18 protein-coding genes are annotated in these 19,981 nt (G+C 44.8%); 9 read left to right on the plus strand and 9 right to left on the minus strand.

Annotation, left to right across the window (positions count from 1 at the left end):
* Nucleotides 1-330: 330 nt before the first annotated feature.
* From QMG91_RS25100 to QMG91_RS25115, 4 genes are all read right to left on the minus strand, one after another.
* The gene (locus tag QMG91_RS25100; RefSeq protein ID WP_281830726.1) at nucleotides 331-1,023 is read right to left on the minus strand and encodes a penicillin-insensitive murein endopeptidase; all 693 of its coding nucleotides are present in this window, start codon (nucleotides 1,021-1,023) and stop codon (nucleotides 331-333) included.
* A gap of 144 nt (nucleotides 1,024-1,167) precedes the next feature.
* Complete coding sequence (locus tag QMG91_RS25105; RefSeq protein WP_281830727.1) at nucleotides 1,168-1,446, minus strand: TfoX/Sxy family DNA transformation protein; 279 nt, start codon at nucleotides 1,444-1,446, stop codon at nucleotides 1,168-1,170.
* A gap of 29 nt (nucleotides 1,447-1,475) precedes the next feature.
* Nucleotides 1,476-2,042, minus strand: coding sequence for a hypothetical protein (locus QMG91_RS25110; protein WP_281830729.1), 567 nt, complete (start codon nucleotides 2,040-2,042; stop codon nucleotides 1,476-1,478).
* Between the two features lie 143 nt (nucleotides 2,043-2,185).
* Nucleotides 2,186-3,094, minus strand: coding sequence for a LysR family transcriptional regulator (locus tag QMG91_RS25115; RefSeq protein WP_200767716.1), 909 nt, complete (start codon nucleotides 3,092-3,094; stop codon nucleotides 2,186-2,188).
* A gap of 87 nt (nucleotides 3,095-3,181) precedes the next feature.
* On the opposite strand from QMG91_RS25115, the gene QMG91_RS25120 reads away from it, so the two are divergent.
* Together QMG91_RS25120 and QMG91_RS25125 are read left to right on the plus strand one after the other, a co-directional pair.
* Complete coding sequence (locus QMG91_RS25120) at nucleotides 3,182-4,261, plus strand: ester cyclase (protein WP_281830730.1); 1,080 nt, start codon at nucleotides 3,182-3,184, stop codon at nucleotides 4,259-4,261.
* A 180-nt stretch (nucleotides 4,262-4,441) separates the two neighbouring features.
* Nucleotides 4,442-4,825: a hypothetical protein gene (locus QMG91_RS25125; protein WP_004397992.1), complete on the plus strand. Its 384-nt coding sequence runs from the start codon at nucleotides 4,442-4,444 to the stop codon at nucleotides 4,823-4,825.
* A 93-nt stretch (nucleotides 4,826-4,918) separates the two neighbouring features.
* On the opposite strand, the gene QMG91_RS25130 is transcribed toward QMG91_RS25125, so the two are convergent.
* Together QMG91_RS25130 and QMG91_RS25135 are read right to left on the minus strand one after the other, a co-directional pair.
* Entirely contained in the window at nucleotides 4,919-6,112 is a 1,194-nt protein-coding gene (locus QMG91_RS25130) for a M12 family metallopeptidase (RefSeq protein WP_281830731.1), read from the minus strand.
* Between the two features lie 963 nt (nucleotides 6,113-7,075).
* A complete protein-coding gene (locus tag QMG91_RS25135; protein ID WP_223097724.1) occupies nucleotides 7,076-7,618 on the minus strand; it encodes an outer membrane beta-barrel protein in 543 nt (180 codons plus the stop codon).
* A 351-nt stretch (nucleotides 7,619-7,969) separates the two neighbouring features.
* On the opposite strand from QMG91_RS25135, the gene xdhA reads away from it, so the two are divergent.
* The 5 genes from xdhA to QMG91_RS25160 are packed head-to-tail and all read left to right on the plus strand — an operon-like array spanning nucleotide 7,970 to nucleotide 14,518.
* Nucleotides 7,970-9,418, plus strand: coding sequence for a xanthine dehydrogenase small subunit (xdhA, locus tag QMG91_RS25140; protein ID WP_281830733.1), 1,449 nt, complete (start codon nucleotides 7,970-7,972; stop codon nucleotides 9,416-9,418).
* Nucleotides 9,411-11,810 carry a xanthine dehydrogenase molybdopterin binding subunit gene (gene xdhB / locus QMG91_RS25145; RefSeq protein WP_281830735.1) on the plus strand — a complete coding sequence of 800 codons (2,400 nt, stop codon included), beginning with the start codon at nucleotides 9,411-9,413 and terminating at the stop codon, nucleotides 11,808-11,810. The genes xdhA and xdhB overlap by 8 nt, the downstream gene beginning before the upstream one ends.
* A 21-nt stretch (nucleotides 11,811-11,831) precedes the next feature.
* Nucleotides 11,832-12,677 (plus strand): xanthine dehydrogenase accessory protein XdhC, encoded by an 846-nt coding sequence (gene xdhC, locus QMG91_RS25150; protein WP_281830737.1) that lies wholly within the window; start codon nucleotides 11,832-11,834, stop codon nucleotides 12,675-12,677.
* Nucleotides 12,678-12,702: 25 nt separating this feature from the next.
* On the plus strand, nucleotides 12,703-14,010 hold the full coding sequence (gene guaD / locus QMG91_RS25155; protein WP_281870267.1) for a guanine deaminase: 1,308 nt from the start codon (nucleotides 12,703-12,705) through the stop codon (nucleotides 14,008-14,010).
* Nucleotides 14,011-14,023: 13 nt separating this feature from the next.
* Nucleotides 14,024-14,518, plus strand: coding sequence for a GNAT family N-acetyltransferase (locus tag QMG91_RS25160; RefSeq protein ID WP_281832729.1), 495 nt, complete (start codon nucleotides 14,024-14,026; stop codon nucleotides 14,516-14,518).
* Nucleotides 14,519-14,527: 9 nt separating this feature from the next.
* Here QMG91_RS25160 and QMG91_RS25165 read toward each other — a convergent pair whose 3' ends face one another.
* Together QMG91_RS25165 and QMG91_RS25170 are read right to left on the minus strand one after the other, a co-directional pair.
* The gene (locus tag QMG91_RS25165; RefSeq protein ID WP_022561699.1) at nucleotides 14,528-15,067 is read right to left on the minus strand and encodes a GNAT family N-acetyltransferase; all 540 of its coding nucleotides are present in this window, start codon (nucleotides 15,065-15,067) and stop codon (nucleotides 14,528-14,530) included.
* Nucleotides 15,068-15,473: 406 nt separating this feature from the next.
* Entirely contained in the window at nucleotides 15,474-16,088 is a 615-nt protein-coding gene (locus tag QMG91_RS25170) for a LysE family translocator (protein WP_022597861.1), read from the minus strand.
* Nucleotides 16,089-16,322: 234 nt separating this feature from the next.
* Between QMG91_RS25170 and QMG91_RS25175 the strand changes: the two genes are divergently transcribed.
* Both QMG91_RS25175 and QMG91_RS25180 read left to right on the plus strand, forming a co-directional pair.
* Nucleotides 16,323-17,450: a hypothetical protein gene (locus QMG91_RS25175; protein WP_281830741.1), complete on the plus strand. Its 1,128-nt coding sequence runs from the start codon at nucleotides 16,323-16,325 to the stop codon at nucleotides 17,448-17,450.
* A gap of 1 nt (nucleotide 17,451) precedes the next feature.
* Nucleotides 17,452-18,987 carry a hypothetical protein gene (locus QMG91_RS25180; RefSeq protein WP_281830743.1) on the plus strand — a complete coding sequence of 512 codons (1,536 nt, stop codon included), beginning with the start codon at nucleotides 17,452-17,454 and terminating at the stop codon, nucleotides 18,985-18,987.
* Nucleotides 18,988-19,057: 70 nt separating this feature from the next.
* Here the strand turns inward: QMG91_RS25180 and QMG91_RS25185 are convergent, their stop codons facing one another.
* Nucleotides 19,058-19,969 carry a DMT family transporter gene (locus tag QMG91_RS25185; protein ID WP_281830745.1) on the minus strand — a complete coding sequence of 304 codons (912 nt, stop codon included), beginning with the start codon at nucleotides 19,967-19,969 and terminating at the stop codon, nucleotides 19,058-19,060.
* Between the last annotated feature and the right edge of the window lie 12 nt (nucleotides 19,970-19,981).

Genomic DNA, 19,981 nt, shown 5'->3' on the forward strand with positions numbered 1-19,981 from the left:
GAATACTGTGGTTATTTTACGGGAATATTCATCATCTAAGACATAAAACACAAAAGACTCTGAATTTAAACATTACCTTCTGTCTTAAAAATAAGAACATGAACAAAGATCAAGTAATGTATAAGGTCAGGTAATGGCGAAAATCATCGGGTAATAATAAACACCAATTTTATTTGATATAAATATTAAAGAAGAAGGTATAAAGCAAAAAACACATATAGTGAAGTGTTTACAGTAATAAGTCACAAACCGTCACAAACATTAATAGCACAACAGCCCATTTAATTATCTTTGGCTATATCTTTGTACTAACCACAAGGGAACAGCACATTACTCTTTGCACGGGACGATAAAATCAACGTGATAGTGTTCATCGTGTCGAACCCAAGAACGTCTTTTAGAAAGCCGGATGTTGTCCTTAATGTAGGTGCCATAGGTGGTTTTGAACAACCCTGCTTGCAGTTTAGGGTCGAAAATAACTCGCCATAGGTCGTGACCGCGTTTCTTCGATTCTTTATGGAGTTCAACCAGATGTGCCGCTAAAGCGGTGTAGTCGATTTCCAATCCGTCGTATCGCCCTTTTTTGTCTAATTCTATGTCGTAACCTAGCTTATTAAAGGGGTGTGTCGGCAAGTGTACAGACTCCCCATCTTCGTTGATCATGGGTGTCATGAAGTCAACCGACAAGCCATTGCGGTGTGTTTTGTGTGGGCTGAATTTTCCACCTTCCTCAAAGCCTGTTTCAGCGTATTTGAATACCTTGTCTGGGTGCGATTGCTCCAGATTCTTGTAAGCAGAAAGGATAATGGCTTTCACTTCAGAATGTACGTAGGTTCGCCCTGCTACGCTTGCGGTATAACTGTAGGTTTCGAAGTTTTCTCCATAGAGTGGAAGTTTTACCCCTCCCTCTAAAGACCCATTTGAGGTTGTTCCAAAGCAAACGCTTTTTTGAGCACCGATTACGGGAAGTGAAAGAATCGAGAGAGATAAAAACAGTTTGGATAATCCGGTCGATGGGCGCATTTGAATTCCTTTTTAAACCACTAAGGCATTGGACAATGCTATCTGTGGCTGGGTGTCAGGCTGAAGTGAAGTTTCAGCATACTTGCGGAATTTGCGATGCAGAAAGAAATAGCGCCACAAGTGACGCTATTTTTAAGCATTTTTTTACTTTGGCGCGAGCCCCATCTCGTCTAAACGCATTAAGACTTCGGTTTTGCGCTGTTTAGCGACTTCTCGCCAGTCGATATTTTCCTTGGCTCCGATTATGGCGTAGATGGAGTTCAACCCCGTGCCTTTAACTTTTGCTTTCAGCTTTGCATAAAGTTCATAAGAATCGGCGAGCATGAAATCATCAACGGAGTGGATACCCACCGTTGCCAGAATTTCCTCACTTTTAGGACCAAATCCTTTCAAATCCCTCAAACGCTGCTCGCCTCTACTCATATCTTGTTTCCTAGAGCCTATTTACCTAACTATTCCCAAGCCAGAATTCCGTCTTTCACGGCGCAATTGGCAACCGCGTCCTGACTGTTTTCAATATACACTTGCTGCGATTCAGATACATCGTAGGTCAGGTATTCTGAACATTTTGCACTCTGCCCTGTTCCAATAACCACTTTGGTGCCTGCCTTTAACTCACACGTGACTAATTTGTCCAAAGGAGACCACTGATAACAGATCTCATAGTCTTCTCGGTATTTGGCAACCTTTCCCGCGGGTAAATCGTATGCCCACCACTGACCAAACTGGCTGTATGGGTTGGTACTATTCCAGGCGCGATATAGAGTCACCTGAGTTCCAGCTTTGCTTTGGTACACCTTACCCTGACACAGTTTCCCTTCTTCAGGGGCACCCAACGCGCTGCTTAGCAAGGCTTCATCTTCTACAACTTCGAAATACGGAGCGAGTCTTTCAGGTAAATCGACACTGCCCACACACTGAGAAGAATTCAGATCCGTTGTTGCCGTATCAGTTGATTGTGGTTGGCTGGCACAGCCAGCAAGCATAAGGACAGAAAGTCCAAAAATAGCATTTTTCATTTTACATTCCTTCGTTATTTTAAGTCGGGCGTTTTCTTACCCCTGAATTTGACGCTTCAAGGCTGCCATAATATGCAATTACGGTCATCAGACCCACATAACGAAGTTGGACTGTAAAGAATGTATTTCGACTTGGTTTATTTCTACTTTGCAGTACTAAAGGGCGACTGGATGGTTTCACGTACCCACTTGTGACGCGCAGAATGGCTATTTTGTTGGTGCCACAGTTGAACAATTGAATACGGTGTCAGATCCACTGGTGCGGGGCAGTGTGCTAACCCTTTGAAAATGGAATCGGCAAGATTAGAAGGCATGGTGGTAATGATATCGGTACCACGAATCAAGCTCGCCAATACGTTAAACGACCCAGTTTTTACGGCGATCTTTCTTTGTTTACCTTTAGCGATGATTTGGCTGTCTGCCTCTGTCTTCTTGATGTCTCCTAACACGATGATCCCATGCCGAGCTTGGCAGTATTCATCGAGCGACTGCGGAGCGCTTCGAAAATCGGGGTCGTAATACACCACATCGTGATCCGAGATTAAGCGTTTTTGACGAATGTCTGTGGCATCAATATCGATGTCCGGGTTAATGGCGAGATCCGCGACACCTTCTCTTAACGCCGTTGGAATATCCAACCCTGAAATGGCGTGCACGATACGAATCGTCAACTCTGGCGCTTGCTTTTGAAAAATAGGGAATACTGGTTTGATAATGTGTTCAATCTCATAGTCATTCGCCATGATGGTGAACTCACCTTTGTCCATTGACGGATCGTAAGTCATGTCGATCGTCATGGCTTCAAGTTTGGCGAGCACAACCCGTGCATCAAGCGCTACTGTATCAGCCCTTTCTGTGGGAATAAGCCCTCTTCCACTTCTTACAAATAAGGGATCATCAAGGATTTTTCTGAGCCTTTCCAATGCGTGGCTGGCAGAAGATTGGTTGATATTCAGATGCTGAGCAGCCCGCGATACAGACTGGAAGTCGTAGATGGCAAGAAACTGGGTCAGCAGCTTTCCATCTATCGCTAAGAAATCGGTTTTGTGCATATTACCTATTCATATGGTCATATTGTTTGACATTCAGACACTCAATAGGATGAGTTTTCTCCCAAGATGATAATAAGGAACAGAAAAATGTCTAAGAAACTCATACTATCAAGCCTAATTATGGCAGCGCTGTCTGGTACTGCCATTGCTCAGCAAGGCGAAAGAATTTACTTCCCAGGCGAACAACGCGTCGCGTCGTATTCTCAGCAGTCTCAAGCACATCAGCCAATTCGCTTCCCTGGTCAGTCCTATCAGAATCGATATCGTTATTCTGCAGAAACAATGGCATCTATGTTTGCAGCGGAAGGCTTCTACCAGGAAACACTGATCGAGCACAAATACGATACTTATTACAACTACGTCGACAGAGACGTTTACATTCAGCACTCTCCTGACTATCCCGATGGTGCGGAACCTCTTTTCAACGAGTTAACTGAGTACCTTCAAGGTATTAGAGACACAACTGAAATCAAGGTTCTTAGAACAATAGCCGAGGACGATTACGTAGCGATTCATTCTTCATGGGCAACCACGGATGAAAATGGCGAAGTGTCGACGGATGTGTACATCGACATTTGGCGAACTGAAAATGGCAAACTGGTCGAGCACTGGGATCACTATCAAACCATGAGCCCGAACCTGGACTTTACCGGTCCTGAAGTAAATATGGACTCTAATCAAAACAGAGAGCACAACCGCAAACGTGCATTGTACTTTGTGAATACATACAATAACTTAGAAGACAGCGTTAAATTGGAATACCTGCTGGCAGACAATTTCATAGCCTACACAGCCGACGCACAAGTCAGTAAATTTGATCACATAAATAGCCTGGAAGAAGCGGCTCGACAGAATAAGCGTTTCGTTCGTACTCCGGCGAAAGCCATCGCTATGGGTGATATGGTCCTGGTCCACTCTAAACATCTCGAAGTGGGTTCAGACAATGAGTTTGGAACGGGTCACATCGATATCTTCCGCTTTAACAATTCAGGAAAAATCGTAGAGCAGTGGAATATTGCTCAGGACGTTAAGTCGTTCTACGAATTAGATGCTGCAGGTGAACTCGTGTTAGATGCAAATGGTAAACCTGTTGTCGCTCTCAATGCCTGGGGTCAGCCAAACCGCAGAAACAATAACGACATCTTTGCGTACCCTTACAAAGGTTAAGAACCACCATTCAATATCTAGCCTGAGAGCAAGGACGCTCTCAACCTGCCACTCTGTATTTCACGCTCACGTTTGTACTTCACTGATACGAATTAGATAAATATTGAAATTATGCAGAAAGTTATGCAATCTTAACTTCTTTTACTTAGCCCAACCTTTGTTTTCGTTTAAGGAAAAACCATGAGTTCAAATACGATTCTCAGCCAGTCCCTAATTGTGAGCGGGCGTGATATCCCACTGAAAGAATTGTTGTTTGCTAAACGCGTGCTGAACAACTACATGCTGATTGCTTTGGACAACAGCCCGGCAGAGCTTCTGGCAGAAATGAAACACGCTGTGAATAGCGTCGATTACTTTAAAACTGACTCCGACCCATGTGAAGCGCGCAATGCAGTAAGTGCCATGTTTAAAGAGGTGGAAGCCGCAGAATCGTTTGAAGATTTTAAATCCTTCGCGGCGAAACCTTCTCAGGCGCTACATGAACTGATTGAAGATCGCGCTCAATTGATCAAACAAGAACGTGATTTGTTAAGAGAATCTGGCTACGACGTATCAAAAATTTAAATTACTCGCGCCTGTAACAACAATAAAAAGCCAGCCTATTCAACAGGCTGGCTTTTGTTTGCATGAAGGAATGTTGTTTTGAACTAAGCGGAATTACTCAGCTTTGATGGTAACAGTGACACCTGAACTCGCACGGTAGCCATTTATACCAATATGCCACTTACCCGCTCCCGGGTTATCAATCACACAGCTCTCAGCATTACCATTGCGCCAAGGTCGGCAGTCATGCTGTGAAAGCGTAGGCTGAGAACCTTTTCGAACGTACAAATCTACGTCGCCAGAACCGCCCGATGTAGTGATCGTCAGCTTCTTATATCCACTACCGATCTCCTGAACGTGATGATGCCATGCACCGCGTTCTACTCCTACATTGGTAAGAGTTTCATTAATCGGCTCCGGACCGCCTGGATTTGGTGGGGTGGTACCACCGCCACCATAAGTTTCTTGAAGTGCTGCAATATCATGCTCAGTCAAACGCTGGCGCTGACCTAGCTGATTGTTCGGCACAGAGGTATCTTTAGAAGTGATGGTCGGCTGACCGTTAACACTGAAAGATCGGTAAGAGTAATGCATGATGGAGCGAACATCGTAAGGACCGATAGACGTCGTCACTGCTCCTTTCTTGCGGAAGTTGTGCTCTTTACCCTGTTCAATATTGTTCCAGTGGATGTTTACGTACTGATCACGGTCTGCACGCGACTGTTCATGCCAGAAACCTAACGCATGCAGAAATTCGTGAGCCACGATACCCGGCGTGCCACAGCCCTGACCAATTGACAGGTTTTGCGCTCGACCAGTGTAACCCACCGACGAATAACAGCCTCGATCCCGAATGATGCGTACGTAACCAGTCTGATTGCTTCTTTCAACAAAGCGGACGTTCGATACGTTCTCTATCCAGCGCATCCCCTCTTTAATTGAGGCGACATCGTGAGCAGGGATGTTGCTTGCAATGGTGTATGGAACAACGCCATTTGGCCACTTAGCGTGACCACTCCACGACGCATACCCCGTCACTTCACCTTCGTTAGCAAAGCGCATCGGTTGAACACCCAAGTTCTGTACATCTTTGGCATTACCCAGCACAATATCGCCCTGGAAAACCGCCGCTTCACCGCCATCTAGTGATTTTACATCGTAAGACACAACATCATTCGTCCCAATAATATGGGTTTGCTGTGTATCCAGGATCGGCACAGTTGCATTTACATCTGATTCACTGGCACCAACAGCGATTATTGGAGTCAAGGTTAATACAGATACGGGTATAACTACATTTAGTTTCATTATTATCTCCATATATTTTTTGAACCCACTTCACAGCATTTAGGCTTATAGAAATAAGCCTATAATTAAGTTTTAAGTACGGTAAAAACTTAGAGAAGATATATTTCTCTAAGTTATATAAGTTTTAAAACCCAACACACTATCTATCAAATTAAAATGAAGTGGTGTCAATATTATTAATAGAGACATTGAGAATTTCAATTAACGAAATGAGGATATATTTAATTTTACTTTCTTATTTACTCATCATTGACTAGAAGTCACAGAGATAAAATCGCTTTGAATGACAAATCTTAATATTGAGCAATGATTATTTAATGACATAACCAAACACTGAGATAACATAGAAATTAATATCTATATTTTACAGCAAGTTAAAACCAATCATTAGAAGAACGAATTTTAAAAAATGACAAATCCATAACAACAGACAGGGTGAAATAGTTTATTTAAATAAAAATTAAAGATATGTTATATTATAACAAAAATAACAGACAGGACAAACTTACACTATGATTAAAATATTAACTTTGGTATTAGGGTTTCATTTAATCCATGTAAGCCCGACTATTTTACCCTCGTTAATAACTAAAAATTAAGTTTAATCACGAACAATGCAATTATAAATGCGATTAAGAACATCCACCTTACTTTATTACTCTCGATAACGGTGTAATAGTTCGGGTTAAAAAGAGGCTTTTTATTACTGTCAGATTTCATGGTCTTCTCCTAAAAAATACGGCAGACCCTAACACAGAAACAGACACCTCTACTGTAAGCATCAGTAAGCCACACGCTTACATGATTACTCAAGTTTTCAAGATATACCCGGTGATCTCTCAACAGCGAATTTAACTGGCTTTCATACTGTGTTACCGATTGCTTGATTTGGAATCACTAGATATTCAAATCGGCGTATTGTCTGAAAGCCAGTTCCCTATTCTTTCGTCGAGAGGGCTGATTTTAAAATCGGAAATTAAGCCCGGCTAAGATGGTGTCTGAGTAATAGCTGTTTTCAAACATAAAGCGACGATAGTCCAAGCTGAGGCTAAATGTATCCAGCATGATGAGCTCTGCACCACCTCCAAAATATGGGTTTACTCCTTTGTGGTGTTCAACCGTTTCTGCTCCACCAGACTTAGGCTTGAGTGTGCGTTGCAGATCGGAATGGCTGACACCGCCCATCGCATAAAAATTGAAAAAGCCCACCGGAGCAATGTTAGCCTTCAAACCAGCAAAGGTCGCATCATACTCAAACGTTTCTGTGTTGTCGGTAAGTGCACCGGTCACAATGGCGTTGGTCACTCCCGAAGCGGTTGCATAACCAATTTCAGCAGAAAAATTGGGATGAAATTGATAGGCATATTCGAATTGGGCTGCAACCCCCACATCGCCTGAATCATCATTATTAATGGCTGCTCCACCAAGTTTGATGCCCAAATGGTGGTTAGCTGCGAGGGTGGAAGTAGATAAAAGTGTGGCAAGCAAGAAAGTGATGTTTTTCATATCTATTAATCCTAGATAGGCGAACCGTAACTGTCTGAAACTAGAGATATTTAATCAACTAATGTCAAGACGCATAATTTAGCCGGTGAAACTTGCTTAACATCTGTTTTTGGTAAGAGCCATGAAATCAGGATTACACCAACACGAAAACGCTCTAATACAGTGGACGATATTCAACCAGCTATTCTTTAACGGCAATCACTCAGTAATGTTTATAGTTATTTATATCCAAGTGACCCATTTATCCAATCTTTAAGACGAACTCTTCATTTGTTAACAAAATGTTGACCTTCTGGTCAGATTATTCAAAACTTGACCAATAGGTCAGTTTTTTATCACGCAGGAGGACTCGTGATATCGTTTTTGTTAAACCAGTCTGTACAACACATTGAAGATCTGTCTCCCAATACCACCGTTTTGCAGTACCTGAGAACCCAGTTAAGGAAAACGGGAACAAAAGAAGGTTGTGGCTCCGGGGACTGCGGTGCGTGTACTGTGGTACTTGGGGAAGTCGTTGATGGGAGATTGGTTTATCAATCAGTGAACTCTTGTCTGACGTTTGTTTCATCACTTCATGGCAAACAGTTAATCACTGTAGAAGATCTTAAAGACCCCAGCGGCTGCCTTCACCCAGTTCAGCAAGCTATGGTGGAGTTCCACGGCTCACAATGCGGTTTTTGTACCCCCGGCTTCATTATGTCGATGTTTGCCTTACTGAAAAACAGACCAAAAGTGACAAAACACGATGTCATGGAGGCGTTGTCGGGTAACCTTTGCCGCTGCACTGGTTACCGGCCGATTGTTGATGCGGCGCTTTCACTCAATAGCAATCAAAACCTGAGAGATCAGTTTTCTGCATTAGAAGAAAAAACCATTGCGCACCTTAATCAGCTTTCGGCTCAGAAAGGTGAGCTTACCTTTGGGAATTTTCAATCTTATCTGCCTACCTCAACGGATGAACTGGCGTCGCTACTTGTGGCTAATCCAGATGCCAGACTTGTCGCGGGTGGAACCGATCTCGCACTTGAAGTCACGCAATTTCACAAACCCATTCAAACACTCATCAGCTTAGCTTCTGTTGCCAATATGAAAGAGTGCAAGCTTGTGGATGATAGCCTTGTGATTGGCGCGAATGTGACACTCAGCAACGCTTATCAAGCACTTTCTCAACACTTCCCAGACTTTGGTGAACTGCTTCACCGCTTTGCTTCGCTTCAGATACGAAATCAGGGATCACTCGGTGGCAACATTGCAAACGCCTCCCCGATTGGCGATTCTCCTCCATTGCTGATCGCATTAGGTGCAAAAGTCGCCCTAAGATGTGGCAATGAAACCCGAATTCTGCTTCTGGAAGACTACTTCATTCGATACAAGGTCACGGCGCAAAAGCCCGGTGAATTTATTGAATCGATTCACATCCCTCTGCTGCAACCTGAACATACCTTTAAGGCTTATAAGCTTTCTAAACGACTGGATGACGACATTTCTGCCGTTTGTGGCGCGTTCAACCTGACGATTCAGAATGGAAAAGTGACCCGAGCGTGTATTGCTTTTGGCGGAATGGCAGAGATCCCTAAGCGTGCAAAGCACTGTGAAAACGCGTTGATTGGTCAGGACTGGAATGAAAATAGCATTCTTGATGCGATGAAGAAGCTCGTGGATGACTTCGAACCTCTGAGCGATTTCCGCGCAACCAGAGAGTATCGCGCTTTGTCAGCCGCAAACCTGTTGCGACGTTTTTACATTGAGTCCACTCATCCACACAACCAAATCGAAACCAGGGTAACGTCTTATGTCTAGCGCGCCGAAAACAGCTATGAGCCACGAAGAGATGGTGGCTCTGTTCAAACAGGATCTAAAAACTGGCGTAGGTAAAAGCGTCAAACACGACAGCGCGTCAAAACAGGTTACTGGCGAAGCGATTTATATCGACGACAAGCTGGAATTCCCAAATCAGCTTCATGTGTACGCCCTACTCAGCCCACATGCTCACGCAAACATTCTGAGTATCGACCTCACCCCCTGCTATGAATTCGAAGGTGTTGCGATTGCGATAAGCAGTGAAGACGTACCCGGTAATTTGGATATAGGTGCAATTTTCCCCGGGGATCCTCTGCTCGCAGACGGCAAAGTCGAATACGTTGGACAACCAGTTATTGCTGTTGCAGCGGAAAACATTGACGTCGCAAGGCAAGCCGCGCAAGCTGCACAGATCGAATATGAGGTGTTGCCTGCTGTTCTGGATGTGGAAGAAGCACTCGAAAAACGCCTGTTTGTTACCGATACCCACCAGCAAAAGCGCGGGGACTCCAAAGCTGCCCTCGCCAAAGCCAAACATGTATTAGAAGGCAGCCTACACGTTGGTGGGCAAGAGCACTTTTATCTTGAAACTCAAATCGCTACGGTCATGCCCACAGAAGATGATGGCATGATTGTCCACTCCTCCACCCAAAACCCAACCGAAATTCAAAAGCTCGTTGCCAGCGTACTTGGTGTACCTATGCACAAAGTCCTGATCGACGTGCGAAGAATGGGAGGTGGCTTCGGCGGAAAAGAAACTCAGTCTTCCTATCAGGCTTGCATGGCGTCGGTTGTCGCCAAGTTAACGGGTCGTCCGACCAAAATGCGAATGTCCAGATCCGACGACATGATGATGACGGGCAAACGCCACCCATTTTTTAACCGATACAAGGTTGGGTTTGATGACGCTGGGGTCATTACAGGCATTGAGATAGATGTCGCAGGTAACTGCGGATATTCGCCGGATCTTTCCAGCTCTATTGTTGATCGGGCAATGTTTCATTCCGACAACGCTTACTACCTTGGGGATGCGACGGTGACCGGTTATCGCTGTAAAACCAATACGGCGTCAAACACGGCATTTCGCGGCTTTGGCGGCCCTCAAGGCATGATGACCATTGAGCACATCATGGATGAGATAGCGAGCTGTCTGAAAAAAGACGCGCTTGATGTGAGACGCGCAAACTACTACGGAAAAGACGAAAGAAACGTTACCCACTACTTTCAAACAGTGGAAGACAGCGACTTCATGCCTGAAATCACCGAGCAGTTGGTGGAAAGCTGTGAATACCATAAACGCCGGAAAGAAATCGACGCCTTTAACCAGCAAAGCCCGATATTGAAAAAAGGGCTGGCCATTACCCCAGTGAAGTTTGGTATTTCGTTTACTGCTTCGTTCCTCAATCAGGCGGGAGCTCTGATTCACATTTATACTGATGGCAGTATCCACCTTAACCACGGTGGTACAGAGATGGGGCAAGGGCTGAATACGAAAGTAGCGCAAATTGTTGCGGAAGAGTTTCAGGTCGATATCAGCCGTATTCAAATCACTGCAACCAACACTGAAAAAGTACCCAATACCTCTCCGACAGCAGCATCATCAGGTACGGACCTGAATGGTAAAGCGGCGCAAAATGCTGCCCGAAATATCAAAGTACGACTGGTAAATTTTGCGGCGGAACACTTCAAAGTAGTGCCCGAAAAGGTGAAGTTTAAAAATGGTGTGATTCAGGCTGGTGAGAATCTCATTGAGTTCGATGAGTTCATCCAGTTGGCATACTTCAACCAAATTTCTCTTTCCAGCACTGGATTTTATCGCACCCCCAAAATCTACTATGACCATGAGAAAGCTCAGGGCAGACCGTTTTACTACTTTGCTTACGGGGCGTCCTGCTCGGAAGTGATTGTAGATACGCTTACGGGAGAGTACAAAATTCTACGAGCAGATCTATTGCATGACGTAGGCGCATCTCTGAACCCAGCCATCGACATTGGTCAGGTTGAAGGCGCATTTGTTCAAGGTGCTGGGTGGCTTACCACCGAGGAACTGGTGTGGAATGACAAAGGTCGGCTGACCACCAGTGGACCCGCCAGCTACAAAATCCCGGCGGTTGCTGATATGCCGATTGATTTCAGGACGCACCTACTGCAAAACCGACAAAACCCGGAAGACACGGTGTTTCACTCTAAAGCAGTGGGCGAGCCGCCATTTATGCTTGCCATGTCTGTCTGGAGCGCACTGAAAAATGCAATCAGTTCCGTTGCCGTGGGAGATGCCCGACCTCATTTGGATGCGCCAGCCACGCCAGAGCGCGTGTTGATGGCGATTGAGAAGGTACGAATGCCACAGCTAACACCACAAACAAAACCTGAGACAGCATCAGAGAAATAATAGGATCCGCGAGGGAAAGTTATGTACAACGACAACTGGATTCAGGAACTGGCAAAACTTGAGAAAGCGAATCAAGCCTGCGTAATGGTTACAGTGCTTGATGAGCGCGGATCAGTTCCCCGCGGAGTCGGCACCAAAATGCTGATAACTGAAGACAGGTTAATCGCCACCATTGGGGGCGGTCACCTTGAGCATCTTGCTACCCAAATGGCCAGGCAAATGCTCGAAGACAAGGCAACCGACGTCAACGTTGAAACGTTCAATCTTGGGGCGCGTTTGGGTCAGTGCTGTGGAGGCATGGCAACGCTTTGTTTTGAACCCATCGGAACACGCAAAAGGCACCTGTATCTTTTTGGTGCCGGACACGTCGCCAAGGCACTGGTTAACGTTGTCGCCACTCTGGACTTTGAGATCACATGGATTGATCAACGTGAACACGAGTTTCCTAGCAACACACCAGCTAATGTCGAGGTTCTGGTCAGTGACGACCCAGTTGGCGAAGTCAACTTTGCCCATGAAAACAGCTACTTTCTGGTGATGACTCACAACCACCAGCTCGATTTTGACCTGACAAGAGCTATTCTTGATAGAGAGGACAGTTGCTACTTCGGAGTCATTGGTTCTGCAACCAAACGCAAGAAGTTCGACATGAGGCTGAAACAGCGAGGCTATAAGGACAGTCAGCTCGAAACAATGACCAGCCCCATTGGGCTCAGCGATGTTCCAGGAAAACTTCCTGCGGAAATTGCCGTATCGGTCGCTGCTGAACTGATTGCTCACTATCAGGCAGAAGAAGCCAGAATTCGCAGTAAGACTCAGCCTTCATCAAACAACTTGTCCCATAAAATACAACAAAAACAAGCCTAACGGACGTAAGGCAAAAGGAAGCAAAATGACAACAAAAACACACGCTTTTCGAAGCGCGGTGCTACACAGTGTGGCTGACCCACAGGAAGTAGGGTTAGAACACTCCTATCAATATTTTGAAGACGGTATCGTGGTTGTTGAGGACGGGTTAGTGACCCAGATTGGCGAAGCAGAACAGCTGTTAACAACACTACCTGAAACCATAGAAGTTACTGAATTTGAGAACAAGCTCATCACTTCAGGTTTTATCGATACGCACATCCACTACCCACAAACCGGAATGATCGCGTCTTATGGTAAGCAGTTGCTTGATTGGCTGGAAAACTACACCTTTCCAGAGGAACTTCGATTTAAAGACCCTGAATACGCACGGCAAGTGGCCACCCTTTTTCTGGATGAGCTGGCAAGTAACGGCACTACAACCGCGCTTGTGTTTGGCACCGTTCATAAAGCATCGGTAGATGTTTTTTTCGAAGAAGCCGAGAAACGGAATTTAAGAATGATTGCGGGCAAAGTGCTGATGGACAGAAATGCGCCAGAATCATTAACCGATACGCCTGAATCCGGCTACACCGATTCGAAAGCGCTAATAGAGAAATGGCATAAACGCTCTCGCTTGCATTACGCCGTCACACCAAGGTTTGCACCTACCAGCACCAACGATCAACTGGCCACCGTAGGTAAGCTTTTAGAAGAATATCCAGACGTTTACATGCATACGCACCTTTCAGAAAACCAGAAAGAAATCGACTGGGTAATGGAGTTGTTTCCGGAACGCAAAAGCTATCTGGATGTATACGATCACTACGGTTTGCTGCATAAACGTTCTGTATTTGCGCATGGCATTCATCTGTCAGATTGTGAATGCCACCGTCTGGCAGAGACAGAATCAGCGATTGCATTCTGCCCGACCTCCAACCTTTTTCTAGGTTCCGGGCTGTTTAGGCTTAACAAAATGGAAGAATTTGGTATTCGAGTAGGCATGGGCACGGACGTAGGTGCAGGCACCAGCTTCTCTATTTTGCAAACCATGAGTGAAGCGTACAAAATCATGCAGCTACAACAGGAAAAGCTTCACCCATTAAAGTCCCTGTATTTAGCTACATTAGGCGGAGCCAAAGCTCTGCATCTGGATGACAAAATCGGAAACCTTGCCGTGGGTAAAGAGGCGGATTTTGTGGTGCTGGATCTTCATGCAACCCAACTAATGAAATTCCGAATGAACCAAGCCAAAACGCTGGAAGAGAAATTGTTCGTTTTGATGAGCCTTGGCGACGACAGAACAGTCTCTGAAACGTATATTATGGGGAATCGTACTTACCCCTCGGAGTGATCCCGTGAAAAACATGCAGCTATTTCAGACAGATCGGCTTCAGATTAATAAAGTTGAACTTACGGATGCCAGTAAGCCCGACTTTCTACAGCAGATCCCTGGCATTCTTACTCCAGCAGTCACCCATGCCCTTCCGCCTCATTTTCAGGGAATTGAAAACTCAGAATCCGCAAAGAACTGGCTAACTAATGCACTCTCAGAAGGTCAGGTTCTTTCTGTAATGCCTATAGAAAGCAATGAACTGATGGGCTTTGTATTTTTGTATCAGGAAGACAAAGAAAATCTGCATCTGGGATATTTGCTTGGAGAGTCTTTTCAGGGGAAAGGGTTTGCGAAAGAAATGCTGAACGGACTGCTTCGGTGGTGTGCAGATTACACCGAAACAAAATCAATAGTAGGCGGAGTTGAAACCTCGAATGTTGCTTCAGCTTCACTACTGCTAAAACTCGGCTTCACCAAAACCTCAGACGGCACGGGCGACACCGAGTTTTATCGATATGACTTTTGAACTTAAAAGTTAGACAAACGTTTCTGCTTTTCGCAGCAGAATAGAAGGCGATGTCCAGGTAAATACCGCTTCTTTAACTTTCGACCCACACGGTGCTTTCCAGTCACTCAGGTGAGACTGTGTGGCTCCCAATGCCAGATAGAAATGTTTAGCCGCAACGTTCTGGTCAAGAACTTCCAAATAAACACCAGAATCTGGAAAGTACTTCTCTGCCCATTTGGCGGCTTCCAGCATCAGCTTAGTGCCTAAACCGTGCCCTTGATAAGCAGAATCGATGTGAAGGTTGTCTATGATGGTGCCATATTCAAAATTGTGATTGCCATAAACACAGATGAAACCGCAAAGCTCACCTTCGTTTTCGAGAATAAGCACATTTTGATTAAATGAAGGGTTGGTCAGTCTGGTTTGCCAGACAACAATTCTGTCATCTTCTGCGTACTGATCGAGATAGGCGTCGGTTACCAATCCTCGGTAATTTTGCTGCCAGCTTTTCGCGTGAAGCTGGGCGATGCGTTCGTAATCCTGATACTCGGCTTGTCTTAGTTCCACTCTTCCCTCCTTGAGTGTAAATTCTTCCATTTTCGGGTGATTTCCATTTGGACTGACGCCCAATTCACCTCATCTTGTTGTTCAGTTTTACAGGCTTACTGCCCTTAACTGTTATAGTTTTAATACAGTAAAGCAAAACTAACCACATTTCTCACTATTTTTGAGCGATATGACTACAAAAATAGTAAGCAAAAATATATATATCCAGTCCATCATCCCAAATCATATATAAACCTATAGTCATATATATTCGATTTATACCCAAGTAATCCCAAAATGCTTGGTTCAGAGAGAATCAACTGGCGCTCAGACAAGACGCTGATTTAAAGATCTAGTGGTTCTAAATCAAGAATCGGTAACGCTTAAAAGATAAGACCTGACAGGGAAGGAAATTGTTGCGTGTGGGTCAGACGACCCACACAACGCGAAGTGCAAGCGCGATAAGAATAACGCCTGAAATACGGTCAATCAGCACGGCTCTCTGACGAATTTTGTCGATAACCAAAGGCATGGAAAGCAACAACGTAATCAGCGTATACCACACACCATCGACAATAAGAGGCGTCGCAACAATCACAAACTGATTAAAGAGATCGTTACCCAATGCCACAAACTGGCTGAATAACGCAATGAAGAACAGAGCTATTTTGGGGCTAAGAATGGAAATCAGAAAACCCTCTCGGGCTGAAGCAAGAATTGATACCTTTTCTCCCGCTTCCAGGCGCGCAGCGACACCACCTTTGGATCTTAGTGCATTGAACCCTAAGTAAGCCAAGTATGCGGCACCAGCATAACTGATGGTTTTAAATAATATCGGTGACTGCTGCAATACCACGGCTAAACCAACAATGGTAATTAGTGCATAAATTCCAATGCCAATCGCATGCGCCCACGCCGCTGCTAACCCATTCACTCGCCCACCAGCCAGAGTATGCTTAGAAACCATCACTAAGCTTGGGCCCGGAGACATTGCTCCAAGTAAACAAATGGCAAACAAAGATAGCCAAACGCTGAACGTCATCGGTACTTCCTTTTCTTTCTAACCGCAAGAGCCCGACACTTTCTCATTTAGCACCACCCACTTGCAAGCTTTCTTAGCATCCAAAATGGCTGGACCGTCAACTTATTGAGAAAAATAAAAATTAACATAAAATTTACATTCATATAGTTTATTGGATGCATATCACAATTTTATATAACGCAGCTTTTATACTATTCAATCGGTTTAATTGGGTATAAACGCAAGGAGGCGTGAATGATCAACAAAATCGGTTTTTTTATTTTCCTCAGTACGTTCATTTTAACGGGTTGTATGTCATCGAATGTGAAATGGCGTCACGGAAATTTACCTAATCACAAGGAAGACTGGGTTAGGTTTAAAACCAACTATTTTTTCAGGGTCATCAATACCTGTGAGCCACCAAAGCCTAAAATGCTATCGAATAGGGACGGGCTAAACAGCAACAAATACATGCTTAGTGATACTTTGTACCGCTTTACTTTAACTGGTAAAGCAAGTGAATGGAGCAATGTGAAGTTTGAAGCAGGTACGTTACTAGCAAGTCAAATTGACCCTTTTTCCAGTACCGTCACCTTCAACAAAAACACAAACAAATTCGACTTGGTATCATCAGGCAATCAAGCGAGTATTAACGCTTCATCGGAACAACAATCCAAGTTATCCGACATTACTCTTGCTATTGAAAAAATTGAAGAAAAGTTAGCAGCCGAAGAAAAAAAAGCCGAAAAAGACAGAGACATCGAGCTGATCAGCAGTTATCGAAACCAGAGAAATCAGCTTGAGAGTGCCAAAGAAGAAATATTCAAATTTCTTTACGGTCATACCAAAGTGATCCCCCCTATTTCTTTATCTGAAGCAGATAAAAACAGCATCCGAAAGCAGGCTTCATTTCAAGCTCTCACCTCAGCCCAGCAAGAGAACTTTCTCCCAGACTCTGGGGTAATATCCGCAAACTCTGTATTTGCTGAATTTATTACCGACGAAACAAAGCAACAGCACGCCAGAGAGGTTGCACAAACCACCTATTCAAGGAGCGATTGCCCGCCCGGATTCTCACGCAATCATGGTTTTCTGATTCTTGGTCCCGAGGGTTGGAAACATTTCGATCCGGAAGAAAGGCTTTTGCTCGCAATGTATACCTCAGAGAAACCTCTGATATCGACAATGTCCGAACTGTCGCAAAAAATGACGCAAGCGCACAATCAAACACGCCTGAATGAGAAACCGTATCAGGATGAAATTCAACGCATACTTCGTTCTCAAATATCTTTCCTGAGAGCAGAACAAGAATGGGAAACTAAGGTAGACGAATTAATTCAGTCACTTGAAGACCAACCGGAAGCTGATGGGGAGGAAAAATAAAATGAATAAATTTTACGCTCTCATTGCCTTAGTGTTCGCTCTTTCAGGCTGCGCGGGCAGCTCTATGGAAGTTGCGGTAGACGTTTATCAGGGACCGCTGTCCAAATCAAAAGAAGTTCAGTGGCAAGAGATAGAAGCTCTCGCCCAACTTCTCCCATCATGCAAAGAACAGGTACGTGTATCGGTAAGCTTGAAAGACGGTAAAGTTGACAAAGTAAAAAGATACTCAGGTAAAGATAAAGCCGCTAGCTATCCGCTTATCGATACCACTCAAAAATTCGAACCAAGAGAGCCCTTTCTCAGTGGAAGCCCTGATACCAAAGCGCTTGCTTTAGAAGGTTATGCATATTGCGCAAGCCGGGTACTTCAGAATGCATACTCCGAAGCATTGTGGAAAGATACCAAGGAAATAGACGGTATTGGCATAGAAAGAACCGTCGTTCTGGCTCGTAACCTTCTCTCCCGTAGTGAACTCTTGTTACAGCAGCTTAAAGGCGAAAATCGCCATTTGTTACCCCTCAGTGCTTATTTGGCTGAAGCGTCACCATCGCTGTTTATCGAGTACTGCTACAACACCAGCGACACGCTTCCTACAACAATCAAAAACGAGCCATGCAACTTCAAACGAGCAGACAGGTTCGCAGAACCTAATTTGGCCGACGCACTATTGAGCGAACAGTACTGGCAGCGGATTAACCACGTACACAGTTCCGGGATGGGAGACGTAGCAACAGCCTTTGTTAAGGACGACATAGGTAACTGGTCCTTAAAAAGCTTTGATTCTAACCCCGAAGAATTACTAAAGGCTTATCAGGATCTTTCTCTCAAAGCATTGTCTTCTGCGGCAAAGATCGCTTCAGGAACCGCCACACCCGTCTCGATCAACAGCTTAGAGTCATCCAAAAGACTCACCGCTTTTGCAGAGAGCATTGCCTTTGGCGACTCAGCCAGCACATCAAACGATATTGCTGAAAAACAGGTTACTACTCTCAGACAAGAAACCATTTTGGCTCTAAAAGACATTAAGCAAAGTTATTCGGATAAAAAGGCACAAATCGAAGAGGCTAAACCCCAAGAAGATGAAGCAGTATTAACCGGAAAACTGGAAGTGCAAAAAGAGAATGCCAAGAAAGCAAAACTGGCACTCTGTGATGTGCTTAAAAGTTCTTCTGAAGGAGTCCGAGACGGCAGTGGTTTATGCACACCTTCACAAAGTGGAGACACAAGCAAACTATCGACAATGAAAACATACTGGCAGAATCAGTTAGAAAGCGACCCTTTACTGTTCTCGCAAAACAACGGGAGCCGCTTAGCTAAATGGTCTGAGCTAATGAATACCATCGACCTAGCCGTAACGTCGGAAACCCAGTTATTGGTTCAGAAACAAAAACAGAAGGATTATGAAACGAACTTATCGCAGTTAGAAAAAGAGTTTGATCAAGAGGTTCAGGTAGAACTGGATCGCTATGCGTTAAGGCTTTCTAATCTTCAGGATCTTAGCTTAGATACTCGGGCTCCCACTCCCCCTGCAAATTAATTAGTAACGGCTGAACATAATGTGTAAACCACCTATTCATATAGGTGGTTTGTTATTTACATTGGGCTGGCTAAGAAACACATTTTGACTTAGCCGTCTCTTCAGAGGCGGCAACTCTGGGCTTTCCTTTGGAAGCCACCAGATAAACCGCTAATGCGGCACATCCGAACCCTACTACTCCCATCAAATCAAAGCTTTCATCGAAGAGCAGCCACGCCTGAATCGCTGTGACAGGTGGCACAAGGTAAAACGTAGAAGCCACTTTTTCCGATTCGCCGTGCTCGACCATGTAGAGCAACAGCAATACCGCCAGTACTGACAACACAATCACAAGCCAGGTCAACGTCGCTACAAATGTGGGGGTCCAGTGAATATAAAGAGGCTCAAATACCCACGCCGTGCCTGCAAACAAAATCAGGGATGCGAGATATTGCCAAGTTACGCAAGTAACCAAATCGGTTCCCTGACAGAATTTCTTTTGATAGAGAGTGCCAAAGGTTATGCCTAATAAAGCGATGATTATCGCGGCATAGGAACCCAGCTTATTGGAGTCGTCCACCCATTCCATCTTGCCATGCAGCACAAGGAAAATTCCGACCAATCCAAGCATTAAACCGCCCCATTGGAGTGGGCGCAGCACTGTGGTCCCGACAACCACCAAAACCACCGCCGTTAGAATGGGCTGTAACCCAACCAGAAGTGCGCTTAAACTGGCTGGCATACCAAGCTTGATGGCGACATAAGTCCCTCCCAGATACATACCGTGAATCATCAAACCAGAAATGCAGGCATGCATCGCTTTTCGGGCTGGCAGAGCTTTGCGCCTTAGTAATACGACTAAGGTGCTGAGAATCAGTACATTCAGTCCGGTTCTTACAGTAAGCAGCGTTGCGGGGTCGGTGTACTCCAGCCCCAACTTAGATCCGACAAATCCTGACGCCCACAAAACAACAAAGATCCACGGAATCCATCTTGTTGGCATAACTCTCTCCTT

The sequence above is a fragment of the Vibrio nigripulchritudo genome, assembly GCF_027924785.1.
Taxonomy (GTDB): Bacteria; Pseudomonadota; Gammaproteobacteria; order Enterobacterales; family Vibrionaceae; genus Vibrio; species Vibrio nigripulchritudo.

Bases quoted from the DNA above. Each gene is read 5' to 3' on its own strand.
- QMG91_RS25100 (WP_281830726.1), bottom strand. From the start codon at position 1,023: ATGCGCCCATCGACCGGATTATCCAAACTGTTTTTATCTCTCTCGATT.
- QMG91_RS25105 (WP_281830727.1), bottom strand. From the start codon at position 1,446: ATGAGTAGAGGCGAGCAGCGTTTGAGGGATTTGAAAGGATTTGGTCCT.
- QMG91_RS25110 (WP_281830729.1), bottom strand. From the start codon at position 2,042: ATGAAAAATGCTATTTTTGGACTTTCTGTCCTTATGCTTGCTGGCTGT.
- QMG91_RS25115 (WP_200767716.1), bottom strand. From the start codon at position 3,094: ATGCACAAAACCGATTTCTTAGCGATAGATGGAAAGCTGCTGACCCAG.
- QMG91_RS25120 (WP_281830730.1), top strand. From the start codon at position 3,182: ATGTCTAAGAAACTCATACTATCAAGCCTAATTATGGCAGCGCTGTCT.
- QMG91_RS25125 (WP_004397992.1), top strand. From the start codon at position 4,442: ATGAGTTCAAATACGATTCTCAGCCAGTCCCTAATTGTGAGCGGGCGT.
- QMG91_RS25130 (WP_281830731.1), bottom strand. From the start codon at position 6,112: ATGAAACTAAATGTAGTTATACCCGTATCTGTATTAACCTTGACTCCA.
- QMG91_RS25135 (WP_223097724.1), bottom strand. From the start codon at position 7,618: ATGAAAAACATCACTTTCTTGCTTGCCACACTTTTATCTACTTCCACC.
- xdhB (WP_281830735.1), top strand. From the start codon at position 9,411: ATGTCTAGCGCGCCGAAAACAGCTATGAGCCACGAAGAGATGGTGGCT.
- xdhC (WP_281830737.1), top strand. From the start codon at position 11,832: ATGTACAACGACAACTGGATTCAGGAACTGGCAAAACTTGAGAAAGCG.
- guaD (WP_281870267.1), top strand. From the start codon at position 12,703: ATGACAACAAAAACACACGCTTTTCGAAGCGCGGTGCTACACAGTGTG.
- QMG91_RS25160 (WP_281832729.1), top strand. From the start codon at position 14,024: ATGCAGCTATTTCAGACAGATCGGCTTCAGATTAATAAAGTTGAACTT.
- QMG91_RS25170 (WP_022597861.1), bottom strand. From the start codon at position 16,088: ATGACGTTCAGCGTTTGGCTATCTTTGTTTGCCATTTGTTTACTTGGA.
- QMG91_RS25175 (WP_281830741.1), top strand. From the start codon at position 16,323: ATGATCAACAAAATCGGTTTTTTTATTTTCCTCAGTACGTTCATTTTA.
- QMG91_RS25180 (WP_281830743.1), top strand. From the start codon at position 17,452: ATGAATAAATTTTACGCTCTCATTGCCTTAGTGTTCGCTCTTTCAGGC.
- QMG91_RS25185 (WP_281830745.1), bottom strand. From the start codon at position 19,969: ATGCCAACAAGATGGATTCCGTGGATCTTTGTTGTTTTGTGGGCGTCA.